This is a genomic window from Sanguibacter keddieii DSM 10542 (assembly GCF_000024925.1).
Lineage (GTDB): Bacteria > Actinomycetota > Actinomycetes > Actinomycetales > Cellulomonadaceae > Sanguibacter > Sanguibacter keddieii.
The window spans coordinates 4,031,972-4,045,400 of the sequence record NC_013521.1; the positions used below are offsets into that span (position 1 = coordinate 4,031,972).

Annotated in this window: 12 protein-coding genes; 10 read left to right on the plus strand and 2 right to left on the minus strand. The window is 74.4% G+C overall.

Annotated features, from left to right (window positions below; translation table 11 throughout):
- Window positions 1–3: 3 nt before the first annotated feature.
- The 7 genes from SKED_RS17705 to SKED_RS17735 all read left to right on the plus strand — a co-directional run bounded on the left by SKED_RS17705 (window position 4) and on the right by SKED_RS17735 (window position 8,749).
- Window positions 4–1,599, plus strand: coding sequence for a protoporphyrinogen/coproporphyrinogen oxidase (locus tag SKED_RS17705; RefSeq protein ID WP_012868558.1), 1,596 nt, complete (start codon window positions 4–6; stop codon window positions 1,597–1,599).
- A 163-nt stretch (window positions 1,600–1,762) separates the two neighbouring features.
- A complete protein-coding gene (gene hemC / locus SKED_RS17710; RefSeq protein ID WP_012868559.1) occupies window positions 1,763–2,701 on the plus strand; it encodes a hydroxymethylbilane synthase in 939 nt (312 codons plus the stop codon).
- Between the two features lie 13 nt (window positions 2,702–2,714).
- Window positions 2,715–3,758 (plus strand): uroporphyrinogen-III synthase, encoded by a 1,044-nt coding sequence (locus SKED_RS19290; RefSeq protein WP_012868560.1) that lies wholly within the window; start codon window positions 2,715–2,717, stop codon window positions 3,756–3,758.
- Between the two features lie 98 nt (window positions 3,759–3,856).
- On the plus strand, window positions 3,857–4,843 hold the full coding sequence (gene hemB, locus SKED_RS17720; RefSeq protein ID WP_012868561.1) for a porphobilinogen synthase: 987 nt from the start codon (window positions 3,857–3,859) through the stop codon (window positions 4,841–4,843).
- 57 nt (window positions 4,844–4,900) lie between these two features.
- Window positions 4,901–6,229 (plus strand): glutamate-1-semialdehyde 2,1-aminomutase, encoded by a 1,329-nt coding sequence (hemL, locus tag SKED_RS17725; protein ID WP_012868562.1) that lies wholly within the window; start codon window positions 4,901–4,903, stop codon window positions 6,227–6,229.
- Window positions 6,230–6,293: 64 nt separating this feature from the next.
- Window positions 6,294–7,181 carry an ABC transporter ATP-binding protein gene (locus SKED_RS17730; protein WP_012868563.1) on the plus strand — a complete coding sequence of 296 codons (888 nt, stop codon included), beginning with the start codon at window positions 6,294–6,296 and terminating at the stop codon, window positions 7,179–7,181.
- Entirely contained in the window at window positions 7,163–8,749 is a 1,587-nt protein-coding gene (locus tag SKED_RS17735) for a hypothetical protein (protein WP_012868564.1), read from the plus strand. The genes SKED_RS17730 and SKED_RS17735 overlap by 19 nt, the downstream gene beginning before the upstream one ends.
- Window positions 8,750–8,765: 16 nt before the next feature.
- Here the strand turns inward: SKED_RS17735 and SKED_RS17740 are convergent, their stop codons facing one another.
- Both SKED_RS17740 and SKED_RS17745 read right to left on the minus strand, forming a co-directional pair.
- Window positions 8,766–9,530: an HdeD family acid-resistance protein gene (locus tag SKED_RS17740; protein ID WP_012868565.1), complete on the minus strand. Its 765-nt coding sequence runs from the start codon at window positions 9,528–9,530 to the stop codon at window positions 8,766–8,768.
- A gap of 232 nt (window positions 9,531–9,762) precedes the next feature.
- The gene (locus SKED_RS17745; RefSeq protein ID WP_012868566.1) at window positions 9,763–10,002 is read right to left on the minus strand and encodes a hypothetical protein; all 240 of its coding nucleotides are present in this window, start codon (window positions 10,000–10,002) and stop codon (window positions 9,763–9,765) included.
- A gap of 188 nt (window positions 10,003–10,190) precedes the next feature.
- On the opposite strand from SKED_RS17745, the gene SKED_RS17750 reads away from it, so the two are divergent.
- From SKED_RS17750 to SKED_RS17760, 3 genes are all read left to right on the plus strand, one after another.
- Window positions 10,191–10,472: a metal-sensitive transcriptional regulator gene (locus tag SKED_RS17750; RefSeq protein ID WP_012868567.1), complete on the plus strand. Its 282-nt coding sequence runs from the start codon at window positions 10,191–10,193 to the stop codon at window positions 10,470–10,472.
- A 101-nt stretch (window positions 10,473–10,573) separates the two neighbouring features.
- Entirely contained in the window at window positions 10,574–10,876 is a 303-nt protein-coding gene (locus tag SKED_RS17755; protein WP_012868568.1) for a heavy-metal-associated domain-containing protein, read from the plus strand.
- Window positions 10,877–11,111: 235 nt separating this feature from the next.
- Entirely contained in the window at window positions 11,112–13,295 is a 2,184-nt protein-coding gene (locus SKED_RS17760; RefSeq protein ID WP_012868569.1) for an MSCRAMM family protein, read from the plus strand.
- Window positions 13,296–13,429 lie beyond the last annotated feature (134 nt).

The following is a 13,429-nucleotide window of genomic DNA, read 5'->3' on the forward strand; positions in this document are numbered from 1 at the left end:
CAGGTGCCTGCCAGCCCCGACCCGCAGCAGCCTGCTGCGCTGGACGTGGCGGGGACGAGCAGCCCTGACGGGGCGGAGGCGACCAGCCTCGTAGCCGCTCCTGCGGGCGGACCGTCGTGGCACGACGCCGTCGTCGTCGGCGGTGGCGTCGCGGGGCTCGTGGCCGCGCACACGCTCGTGACCGAGGGCCTGTCGCCCGTGGTCGTCGAGGCGTCGGCCACCTGCGGCGGCTACCTCGCGCGGGCTGACGTGGGGCCCGCGGGCACGCCCGTGGTGGTGGACGTCGGCGCGGAGTCCTACGCCTCGCGCAGCCAGGCGATCGGCGACCTGGTGGCGGCCCTCGGCCTCGAGGCCGTCGAGCCGAGCGGCCTGTCGGCGTGGGGCTACGTCCCCGTCGGTGCACGTCCCGACGACAGCACCGCCCCGTCCGCCGACAGCGCCGGGCGAGCCTTCCCGCTGCCTGCTGCCGGGGTGCTGGGCATCCCGGGACGCCCGTGGGCACGGGACACCCGGCGCGCGATCGGCGTTCTCGGTGCGCTGCGCGCGAGCCTGGACCGGGTGCTGCCGGCGTCCCGCGTCGACACGTCCAACCTCGCGTCGCTGGTCCGGTCGCGCCTCGGGGCGCGGGTGCTCGAGCGGCTCGTGACGCCCGTGGCCGGCGGGGTGCACTCGACGGACCCGGCGCTGCTGTCGGTCGACGCGGTCGCCCCGGGCCTGCTCGCGGCCTATCGGCGGACCGGGTCGCTCGCCGCAGCCGTCCTGTCGCTGCGCGCCCAGGCCCCTGCGGGCTCGGCCGTGCGCGGCCTGGTCGGCGGCATGAACCAGCTGGTCGCGGCGCTCGAGCGATCCGTCGAGCACGGCGGGCAGGTCCGTCGCGGCTCCGGGGCGCGGAGACTGCGCCGCGTCGAGGGCGCCTGGGAGGTCGTCCTGTCGGACGGTGCGGTCCTGCGCACCGACCGGGTGGTCGTGGCGGTCGGCGGCCACGCTGCTGTCGCGCTCCTCGCCGACCACGTCGACGTGCGCGGGGCCGCCCCGGTCCGAGGTACCGACATCCGCCTGGTGACGCTGCTGCTGCGCGTGCCCGGCCTGAGCCCGGCGCCCCGGGGCACGGGCGTGCTGGTCGCCCCGGGCTCCGACGTCGTCGCGAAGGGCACCACCCACGCCTCGGCCAAGTGGCCGTGGCTGCGGGCCCGGCTCGACGCCACGCTGGGCGAGGACGCCCACGTGGTGCGGCTCAGCTACGGACGCGGGGGTGCCTCGGCGCCCGCCCCGGTCGCCGCCGGGACGGACGCGGCCGCGGCCGACGCGGCCTTCGTGGAGCAGGCTGTGCGCGACGTGCAGGCCCTCTACGCGGTCCGCCTGGCCACGGACGACGTGCTGTCGTCGCTCGTGACGCGCTGGGACGACGCCCTCTCGCCCCCGACCCCGGAGCACCGCGAGCGCACGTCGCGGCTGGTCGACGACGTCGCAGGGCTCGGTGGCGGAGGTCAGGCGGCCGGTCCTGGCCTCGCGGTGACCGGGGCGTGGGTGGCGGGCACCGGGCTCGCGGCCGTCGTCCCGCACGCGCAGGCTGCTGCACGCTCGCTGGGACATTCCTGAATACGTCGAGAAAAAGTAAGGCTGCCCTTTCTTCTGCATTTCTTAGGGCACCCTGTGTGACCCAGAACTGACAGGCTGTCAGAACTTTCTTCGGTACGCCGAACAATGCACGTCGGAACGCTCTCATTTCGACTCCGGAGCCGAACGAGAGCACACTGGACGGGTGACCGGACACCCCGCCCTCCGCATCGGTACCCGCAGCAGCCTCCTGGCGCTCACGCAGACCGGCACCGTCGCCGACGACCTGCGCCGGCTCACCGGCCGCCCCGTCGAGATCGTGCCGGTGACGACCGACGGCGACGTGCTCACCGGCTCGCTCTCCCAGATGGGTGGCACCGGCGTGTTCGTCACCGCCCTGCGCGCCGCGCTCCTCGACGACCGGTGCGACGTCGCCGTGCACTCCCTCAAGGACCTGCCGACCGCCGGCGTCCTCGGCCTCCAGCACGTCACCCCGGTCCGCCAGGACCCGCGCGACGCCCTCTGCTCGCGCGCCGGTCACCGCCTCGCCGACCTCCCGCACGGCGCCCGCGTCGGCACGGGCTCGCCCCGCCGCGCCGCCCAGCTGCGCCTCGTCCGCCCCGACCTCGACGTCGTCGACATCCGCGGGAACATCGACACCCGACTCGGACGCGTGCACCCCGAGACCGGCGACCTCGACGCCGTGGTCCTCGCCGCGGCCGGCCTCAACCGCATCGGGCGCGAGCACGCGATCACCGAGCTCATCTCCGTGACCGACATGGCCCCCGCCCCCGGGCAGGGCGCCCTCGCCGTCGAGACCCGCAGCAGCCTCCTCGAGGAGGACCCCGTGGTCGCCCGGGCCTTCGACCAGCTCGACGACCCCGCGACCTCGCTGTCCGTGCTGGCCGAGCGCGCGCTGCTCGCCCGGCTCGAGGCCGGGTGCGCAGCCCCCGTCGGCACGCACGCGACCGTGTCCGACGGGCTGCTCACCCTGCACGCCGTCGTCGCCCGCCCGGACGGCAGCGAGCAGCTGCGCCACAACCAGTCGACCGAGGTCGCCGACACCTCGACCGCCGAGGCAGTCGCCCTCGGCGAGGCCGTAGCCGACCACTTCCTGGCGCTCGGCGCAGCGTCCTTCATCTGATGGACCGCGCCTGATGGACCGACCCGACCAGCCGTCGACCCAGGCGGCAGGGGTGACCGCGGCACGGCCGCTGGAGGGCTGGCACGTGCTGGTCCCCCGGGCGCCAGGACGCGGCGCCGGGCTGGCCCGGCTCGTCGAGGCCGCAGGCGGCACCGCCGTCGTCGCACCGCTGGTCTCCCGCGCGGAGATCGGCCCGGAGGACCAGGCCACGCTCGACGCCGCGGTCGCCGGTCTCCGGGACGGGCACGTGGCGTGGGTCGCGGTGACGAGCGTCAACGCGGTCGACGAGCTCGTGGCGTCGGCGCGGAGGGTCGGAGGTGTCACCGACGGCGAGACCGGGGACGCGACGTCCAGCGAGGACGACGGCACCGGCCACGACGACAGCGCTCCCGGGACGCACTCCGGTGCGCTCGCCGCGGTCGCGCGCCGCGCCCGCTGGGCCGCGGTCGGGCCGGCGACCGCTCGTGCGCTCGCTGCGGTCGGCATCTCCGTCGACCTCGTCGCCACCGAGAACTCCGCGGTCGGGCTGCTCGCGGAGTGGCCCGCGGTGCCCGGTCCCCAGCCCACTGCGACCGCGACCGCGACCGACGTGCCAGCGACCGACACCCCGCCGCCCGTGTCGCCTCCCGCCTCCGCGCCGCGCGTCCTGCTCCCCCTCGGCGACCTCGCCCGGCCGACCCTCGAGGTCGGGCTGCGCGAGCGCGGGTACGAGCCGGTGCGCGTCACCACCTACCGGACCGTGTCGCACCCGGCCCCGGGCGACGTGGTCACCGACTGGCGCGACGGCGCCTACGACGCGGTCGTGCTCACCTCGGGGAGCGTCGCGCGCGAGGTCGCCGGCCAGCTGGGGCCACACTCGGACGTGCGCGCGGTCGCGATCGGCGAGCCGACCCGCCGCGCGGCGGTCGAGACCGGGCAGGCCGTCACGGCCGTCGCCCGGACCGCCGACGACGACGGGCTGCTCGCGGCGCTCGTCGCGGCCCGGCGCACGAGCGAGGTCGCAGAGACCACGGAGAGCACAGACGCCTCAGCCGCCTCGCCCCAGCCGCCACCCTGACCTCTCGGCACCGCCACCCCGGCCCCCACCGGGGCTCCACCCCTGCTCGTCCCGTATCCCCACACCCCCTGCTCATCCCTCTCCCCCTGGAGGACCCCATGACCCGCCCCCGCCGCCTGCGCGCCACCCCTGCGCTGCGCGCCCTCGTCGCCGAGACCCGCCTGCACCCCCGCGACCTCGTGCTGCCGCTGTTCGTCAAGGAGGGCATCACCGAGCCCGTCGAGATCACCTCCATGCCCGGAGTGCTCCACCACAGCGAGGAGTCCCTCGCCCAGGCCGTGCGCGAGGCCGCCGACGCGGGCCTCGGCGGCGTCATGCTCTTCGGGGTCCCCGAGCACCGCGACGCGACCGGCTCCGGGGCCGACGACCCCGAGGGGATCCTCAACCGCGGCATCCGCATCGCCGTCGAGGCCGCCGCCGGGCGCCTCGTGGTCATGGCCGACCTCTGCCTCGACGAGTTCACCGACCACGGCCACTGCGGCGTGCTCGACGCGCACGGCGGCGTCGACAACGACGCGACGCTCGAGCGCTACGTCTCCATGGCGGTCGCCCAGGCCCAGGCCGGCGCCACCGTCCTCGGGCTCTCCGGGATGATGGACGGCCAGGTCTTCGCCGTGCGCTCCGGCCTCGACCAGTCGACCGCGAACGGCGGGGCCGGGTTCCCGGACACCGCGATCCTCGCGTACTCCGCCAAGTACGCCTCGGCCTTCTACGGGCCGTTCCGCGACGCCGTCGAGTCGACGCTCGACGGCGACCGCCGCACGTACCAGATGGACGCCGCGAACCGCCGCGAGGGCGGGCGCGAGACGGCGCTCGACCTCCTCGAGGGCGCCGACATCGTCATGGTCAAGCCGGCCATGAGCTACCTCGACGTCCTCGCCGACGTCGCCGAGCAGTCCGACGTCCCCGTCGCCGCCTACCAGGTTTCCGGCGAGTACGCGATGATCGAGGCCGCCGCGGCGAACGGCTGGATCGACCGCCGCGGCGCGATCCTCGAGTCCGTGCTCGGCATCAAGCGGGCCGGTGCCGACATCGTCCTCACCTACTGGGCCACCGAGATCGCCGGGTGGCTCGGAGAGCGCTGAGCGGCTCCGCGTAACCTGAAGAGCAGACCACCCACCCCCTCCTGGACGGACCTCACGATGCACGACGACGCAGCGAACCACCTGGCCTTCGAGCGCGCCCGGCTGGTGCTGCCGGGCGGGGTGAACTCCCCCGTCCGCGCCTACGGCTCTGTCGGCGGAGACCCCCGCTTCGTCTCGTCGGCCTCCGGGCCGTACATCCGCGACGTCACCGGGACCGAGTACGTCGACCTCGTGTGCTCCTGGGGCCCGGCGCTCCTGGGGCACGCGCACCCGGCCGTCGTCGAGGCGGTGCAGGAGGCCGCAGCCCGTGGCCTGTCCTTCGGGGCGCCGACGCTCGGCGAGGTCGAGCTCGCCGAGGAGATCCGCCGCCGCGTCCCCGCCGCCGAGCACGTCCGGCTCGTGTCGACGGGCACCGAAGCGACCATGACGGCCGTGCGTCTCGCCCGCGGTGCGACGGGACGACCGCTCATCGTGAAGTTCGCCGGCTGCTACCACGGGCACGTCGACTCGCTCCTGGCCGAGGCCGGGTCGGGCGTCGCCAACCAGGCCCTGCCCGGCTCAGCCGGTGTCACCGAGGCGACGGCGTCGGAGACCCTCGTGCTCCCGTACAACGACCTCGCGGCCGTCGAGCAGGTGTTCGCCGAGCGCGGCAGCGAGATCGCCGCCGTGATCACCGAGGCCGCCCCCGCCAACATGGGGATCGTCCCACCGCTCCCCGGGTTCAACGAGGGCCTGCGCCGCATCACCACCGCGCACGGCGCGCTGCTGATCTTCGACGAGGTGCTCACCGGGTTCCGCGTGAGCGCGAGCGGCTGGTGGGGCTACGAGACCACGACCCTCGGCGCCGACTTCACGCCCGACCTCTTCACCTTCGGCAAGGTCGTCGGCGGCGGCATGCCCGTCGCCGCGATCGGCGGGCCGTCCGTGCTCATGGACCTCCTCGCGCCGCTCGGCCCCGTCTACCAGGCCGGCACGCTCTCCGGGAACCCCGTCGCCGTCGCGGCCGGGCGGGCCACCCTCGCCGCCGCCGACGCCTCCGTGTACGCGCGGGTCGACGAGGTGTCGACGATCGTCGCCGACGCGACGAGCGCCGCGCTCTCGGCCGAGGGCGTCGCCCACCGGGTGCAGCGCTCGGGCAACCTGTTCTCCGTGATGTTCGGGGACCTCGCCCAGGAGGTCGGCACCCGCACCTACGCCCAGGTGCAGGCCTCCGACACCTTCCGCTACCCGCCGTTCTTCCACGCGATGCTCGACGCAGGGGTGAACCTCCCGCCGTCCGTCTACGAGGCCTGGTTCGTCTCGGCAGCCCACGACGACACCGCCGTCGACCGGATCCTCGACGCGCTGCCCGGTGCGGCGAAGGCCGCCGCCGCAGCGCGCGCGTAGCCAGCGGTCACGGGGAGCCGCCTGCGCAGGTGAGCGGCTCCCCACCAGCCGCTAGGTTGGTCGCATGACCTCGCCGACCGAGCCTCAGGACCCGATCGCACCGCGACCCACCTCAGGTCCGACGCCGCCGCCAGGCCCTCCTGCGCCGGACCTCGGACCTGAACCGGCCCTCGCACCGCGACCCACCTACGCCTCCGGCCCGCCCGCCCTCTCGCTGCGCGGGCTGACCAAGACCTTCGGGCACAAGGTGGCCGTCGCCGGGATCTCCCTCGACATCCCCACCGGGTCGTTCTACGGGCTCGTCGGGCCCAACGGCGCAGGCAAGACGACGCTGCTCTCCATGGCCACCGGCCTCCTGCGCCCCGACGCCGGCACCGCGACCGTCTGCGGCGTCGACATGTGGGCCGACCCCTTCGAGGCCAAGCGGCTGCTCGGCGTCCTGCCCGACGGCATGGCGATCTTCGACCGGCTCACCGGCACCCAGCTCGTCACCTACGCCGGCCTCCTGCGCGGCATGGACCGCGAGACCGTCGCGAGCCGCACCGCCGACCTCCTCGCGGTCCTCGACCTGCGCGAGGCCGCCGACACGCTCGTCGTCGACTACTCGGCCGGCATGACCAAGAAGATCACGCTCGCCGCCGCACTCGTCCACGCCCCGCGGGTGCTCGTCCTCGACGAGCCCTTCGAGGCGGTCGACCCCGTCTCCGCGAGCCACATCCGCGCCATCCTGTCCGACTACGTCGCGAGCGGCGGCACCGTCATCGTGTCGTCGCACGTCATGGACCTGGTCCAGCGGATGTGCGACCACGTCGCCGTGGTCGTCGACGGACAGGTCCGCGCCGCCGGGACCGTCGACGAGGTCCGCGCCGGGCGGTCCCTCGAGGAGCGGTTCGTCGAGCTCGCCGGCGGCCAGACCAGCGGAGAGGGGCTGTCGTGGTTGCGCAGCTCGTGAGGCTCCGCCTCACCCTCCTCGGCAACCTCCTCAAGCGCTCCGCCTGGCAGATCGTCGGCTTCGCCTTAGCCGCACTCTACGGCGCGTCGATCCTGCTCGTCATGGTCGGCGGGCTCTTCGTGCTGAGCATCGACGACGCCTCGACTGCCCAGGCGGTGGTCGTCGCCGGCGGGTCCGTGGCCGTCCTCGGGTGGTGGCTGCTGCCGCTGGTGACCTTCGGTGTCGACTCCTCGCTCGACCCCCGCAAGCTCGCGCTGCTGCCCATCCACCGGCGCGACCTGCTCCTCGGGCTCGCCGCCGCGGGCGTCGTCGGGATCCCCGGGATCGTCACGACCATCGCCTCGTTCAGCAGCCTGGTCGTCTGGCGCAGCTCCCCGCTCGCGCTCCTCGTGGCCGTCGGGGCGGTCGTGCTGGCCGTCGCCACCTGCGTCGTGGGGTCCCGCGCACTGACCACCGCGGTCGCCCCGCTGCGGGCCACGCGCCGGTTCCGCGAGGTCTCCGGGCTCCTCGGAGCCGCCGTCGTCGGGCTCGCGATCCTCTTCGGCAACCGGCTGGTCGACGCCGCGGCCGACGGCGCCAGCTCCATGTCCGAGGGCTCCCTCGACGCCGTCGCCGACGTCCTCGCGTGGACGCCCTTCGGTGCTGCGTGGGGAGTCCCGTCCGCGGTCGTCGCCGGACAGCCGCTCGTCGCGCTCGGCCGGACCGTCGTCGCCGTCGCGACCCTCGTCGCGCTCGTCGCCCTCTGGCGGTGGGCTCTCGAGCGCACCCTCACCGGCTCCGCCGCGCAGGCCACGTCACGACGGCTCAGCGGGCTCGGGCACTTCGCGCGCTTCTCCGGGACGCCGACCGGGGCCGTCGCGGCACGCTGCCTCACCTACTGGCGACGCGACCCGCGCTACCTGGGGACGCTCGTCGTCCTGCCGTTCTTCCCCCTGGGGCTCGGGATCTGGGCCAGCCTCAGCGACCAGGGCTGGTGGGTGCTGCTGCTGCTCGCTCCCCTCACCGCCTTCTCCATGGGATGGGCCATCTCCGCCGACGTCTCGTACGACAGCACCGCGTTCTGGATGCACGTCGTCTCGGGCGTCCACGGCAGGGCCGACCGCCTCGGGCGCGCGATCGCCGTGTCCGTCCTCGCCGTGCCCGTGATGGTCGTCTACCTGCTCGGAGCCACCTGGTACCTCGACCGCTGGGACACCCTGCCCGCCGTCGCCGGCGTCACCGCCGGGACCTACCTCACGGGACTCGGCGTCTCGAGCGTCGTCTCGGCCCGGTTCGTGTACCCCGTGCCGAAGCACGGCGAGGGTGCCTTCGCGACGCCCCAGGGCTCGACCATGTCGACCATGGCCATCCAGACCGGCGGGGCGCTCGTGCTCTCCGTGCTCTGCCTCCCGCACGTCGCGCTCGGCATCGCGGCCGTGGTCACCGGGAGCGCCGCTCTCGGCTGGGCGACGCTCGTGGTCGGCGTGGCGCTCGGCACCACACTGCTGGTGGTCGGCGTGCGCACCGGGTCACGGCTGTTCGAGGCCCGCAGCGCAGGGCTCATGGAGCAGGTCACAGCCCTCGCCTGAGCTGAGGTCGAGACCCTCAGGCGGGGGCGTCAGGCTTCGTGGGCTCGGGCTCGGACGGTGCCGCGAGGTGGCTCGGGACGTGGTCGGCAGCACGCTCGGAGGCCGACGCGGTCGCCGTGCTCTCGGGCGCGAGGTGCGCCGCGGAGCGGTCGGGATGCGGAGCCGAGGTGGTGTCGCGCGCGCCGTGCTCGTCGCGCGTCTCGCCGGCGACCGCCCCGGCCTCCTTGCCGAGGCGCCGGACCTGCAGGCCGAAGCCGACCAGCAGCACGCCGAGCATGATCGCGTAGACACCCAGGACCCAGATGATCGACACCAGACCGGCACCCGGGCGGGCCAGGAGCAGGACGCCGAAGATCACCGACACCAGGCCGGAGACCACGCCCCAGCCCCAGCCGCTGCGCTCCACCTTCCGCAGGGACAGCGCGACGACCACCTGGATGATCCCGACGACGACCGCCCACAGCCCGATCGTCCAGACGATCGCGAGCGCCGTGATGGAGGGCCAGACGACGAGGACCACGCCGAAGGCCAGGGTGAGCGCACCCTGGAGGATGCGCAGCCCGGCGCCACCGGCGCCCCGGTGCCGGATCCCGTCGACGATCTCGAAGATGCCGTCGACGACGGCGAACACCGCGACGACGACGGCGAGAGAGACCGCCGTCGAGATCGGGGCGACGAGCGCGACCACGCCGAAGATGATCGCGAGGACCCCGCGGACCACCGTCCAGTGCCAGACGTGGCGCGCGAGAGAGGAGAAGGTGGGGAGGATCGTCTCGGGCATCGTGAGCTCCTAGGCCACAGGGACGGGCGCCAGGACCACGGTGCCCTGCAGCCCATCGTGACCCACCGGGCCCCGTCCCGCCAGCCACGTGCCGGGTGGTATCTGGGCGCGTCCTCCCAGGTCGGACCGGCGAGCCCTCGCACCACGGGGTGAGTCGCGGGTGAGTCACCGGTGCGTCGTCGGCGCGCCGCCGGTGGCGAGCCCGACCCCCGACGGTGCGCGGACAGCAGCGTCAGCCGCGGTCGCGACCTCCGCCGCGCTGCTTCTGTGCGTTCGCGGCAGCCCAGCGGAACAGCACGAGCATCACCACGAACCACAGCACGAGGCGGATCACCGGGCTCGCACCGGGGATCAGGTAGCGCAGGCCGACGCTCACGAGCAGCGACAGGGCGAGCGAGATGCCGATCGAGGTGGTGGTCCCGACCCGGGTACCGTCGTCGGACAGGCCGAAGTAGGCCTTGAGGGTCTTCACGCGTCGAACGCTACCCCCGGCAGGTGACCAGCGGGTGACCGGACGGTGCTGGCGGGGGCCCGCAGGTCTCGGCGGGTGTCGGCAGGCACCAGATGGCCCTGGAGGCCGGACCGCAGGACGCGCGATACCCACCGGGGGTACCGTGAAGACCAGCACCACGCGAGACCACCACGCACCGAGGAGCACCCATGCCCGGATACAGCGGCACGACCGACGAGTACCTCAAGAGGCTGCGCCGGATCGAGGGACAGGTCCGGGGCATCGCGCGCATGGTCGAGGACGACACCTACTGCATCGACGTCCTCACCCAGATCTCCGCCGTCACCAAGGCGCTCCAGGCCGTGAGCATCGGTCTCGTCGAGGACCACCTCAGCCACTGCGTCGTCCACGCCGCCCAGTCCTCCGAGGAGGAGGGCCAGGCGAAGGTCCGCGAGGCCGCCGACGCGATCGCCCGGCTCGTCCGGAGCTGAGCCGCACCCGCTGGCCTGCGGCCCTGCCCGCAGGCCGACCAGCAGACCCACCAGTCAGCACCCACCACACAGCACCGACCCGACCCCACGAAGGAGCCATCATGCCCACGATCACCACGCTCGGAGTCCCCGGGATGACCTGCAGCCACTGCGTCTCGTCCGTCACCGAAGAGCTCGAGCACGTCGAGGGCGTCGAGCGCATCAGCGTCGAGCTGCGCAACGGGGGCGTCTCCGAGGTGACGATCCTGTCCCACGAGCCCCTCGACGAGGCCGCTCTGCGCGCCGCCGTCACCGAGGCCGGCTACGAGACCGAGACGGTCGACGTCGACGCCGAGGGCCTCGCGACGCAGAGCAAGGAGCAGCACCAGCAGCGCGAGGAGTTCTACCGGGACGGCGAGGCCTGATCCAGGCCTGGCGCACCGACAGCTGCAGCGCGCACGACGACGGGTCCGTCCTCTCCGGGGCGGGCCCGTCGTCGTCCGACACCCCCTCGAGATGCGACCTGGGTCACAGTCGCCAAGCATGGTCTCCGGGAGGAGTGCGCGCGAGGTCTCACGTTCGCGCGGGCCCCTGACCGACGGATCGCCAGGACGTGGCCTCCACGCCCGGACGGCGACGACGCCTGCCGGAGGAACGCACATGGCCCCGCACCACCCGACCGACCGCACGCCCGACCCCCACCGCACGCCTGGTCGCGCACCAGGCCGCCCGCGCCGACCACGGTCCGTCCGCCGGCCGCTGCGGGTCGTCGCTGTCCTCTCCGCCGCAGCGCTCGCACTCGGCGGCGGGCTGCTCGCCCCTGCTACCGCCGCGACGACGACCGGGTGGGCCGACTGGGAGCCGCTCTCAGGCGGCGCCGGCGCCTGGACGACCTCGATCGCGCCGCTCGCAGGGGGCTTCCCCGGAGCGACGATGACCTCGGACTCGCGCGGCGGGGGCGTCGCCGTGATCTCGGGCGAGAACAACTGGCTCAGCGCTGGCACCCCGGTCGGCCAGAAGTACGGCAGCAGCCGGAACCAGGAGTACCTCAACCTCCGCCCGCGGGTCGACTCCCCGACCGGGGCGTCGACCACCACCTACACCTTCGACACCCCGACCCCGGCGAGCGGGTGGACCTTCGTGCTCGGCGACATCGACGCCGACCAGGTCCAGGTCTCCGCGACCGGCACCTCCGGCCGCCTGCTGACGGCGGACGAGCTCGGGTTCCGCGGTGGGTTCAACTACTGCGCCCCGGGCCTGACCGGGAAGCCCTCGTGCACAGGGGCCGCCGACGACGTCCCGTCGTGGGACGCGACGACCCGGACACTCACCGGCAACGTCGCGGCGATCGACACCTCGGGAGCCGCCGGGTGGTTCGAGCCCACCGAGCAGGTCTCGTCGCTCACCCTCACCTTCACGCGCCGCGCCGGCTTCCCCGTCTACCAGACGTGGTTCGCCGCCCTCGCCCGTGACGTGAGCGGCGTCGTCACCGACGTCACCCCCGGCGCCGAGGGCCCGCTGGAGGGCACGACCCTCACCCTCGTCGGCCCGCAGGGCCAGGTGCTCGCGACGACGACGTCCGCAGCCGACGGTTCGTACTCCTTCGAGGGCTACACGGCGACCGCCGGGTACCAGGTCGAGGTGACCCCGCCGGACGGGAAGATCGCGACCACACCGGTCCGCCTCCCGGCGGACCTCTCGACGACCGACGCGACGGCCGTGGACTTCGCGGTCCGCGACATCGTGCCCGCCGCGGTCAGCGGCACCGTGCGCGACGACACCGGTCTCCCGCTCGGCGGGGTCACCGTCACCATCACGACCCCGGACGGACCGCTCTCCGTCCTCACCCGGTCCGACGGCAGCTACCTCTTCGACACCGTGCCCGAGGGCGAGCACGTGCTGTCCGTCACGACTCCCGACGGCTACACGGTGCTCACCTCGCCGACCCCCGCGCTGATCCCGCCCGGCTCCGAGGTCCCCGTGACCGACAAGGACTTCGTGCTGCAGCCCGCGGCCACGGTGTCCCTGGCAGGAGCGGTCACCGCCCCGGGCGGGCCGGTGCCGGGCGCCGTCGTCACGGCCACCGGCCCCGGCGGGGAGACGGTCCAGACGCTCACCGCGACCGACGGCACCTACACCTTCGGTGACCTCGCCCCGGGAGCGTGGACCGTGACGGTCGAGCCCCCGGCCGGGTACGTCGTCGTCGGGCCCGCGACGCGCGAGGAGACCATCGGCGCCACCGACGTGACGGGCGTCGACTTCACGCTCGCGCTGCTCGGAGCGGTCAGCGGGCAGGTCACCACCGACGACGGGACACCGGTCGCCGGGGTCGAGCTGCTCGTCGAGGGCCCTGACGGGGCCGCCACCGTGACGACCGACGCGTCCGGTGGCTACGCGGCCGACGGGCTCCCGCCGGGCGAGTACACGGTCACCATCACCGCCCCGGAGGGCTTCACGGTCGAGGGGGCGACCACGCTGACCGTCACGATCACGCCGGCCGGTGACGTGATCACCGACCAAGACTTCGTGCTGCTCGCGGTGGTCACCCCCGAGCCCACGCCCGAGCCGACGACGGCCGAGCCCACGGATCCGCCGACCACGGTCGACCCGACCGACGAGCCCACCGACCCGACGGCACCTCCCACGACCGGCAGCCCGACCAGCCCGGCCCCGGGAACGACGCCGCCGGGCGGCCCGGGCGGGCCGGGGGCCCCGGGCTCGGGTGGCGGTGGCCTACCGGTCACGGGTGGTGACCCGGCAGCACCGCTCGCCGTGGCAGCGTTCCTCGTGGTCGTCGGGGTCGGCACGCTCGCGGTCCGCAGACGGGCGGGCGCGCGCCGCTGAGGCGCGCAGGCCTCTCGGGGCGCACCGAGACAGCACGGCGACGGGTCCGTCCTCTCGAGGGGCGGGCCGGTCGCCGTGCTGCTGCGCCGTCCCGCGACCGGAGTGCTGCACCTCACTCGGCAGATATACCCCCT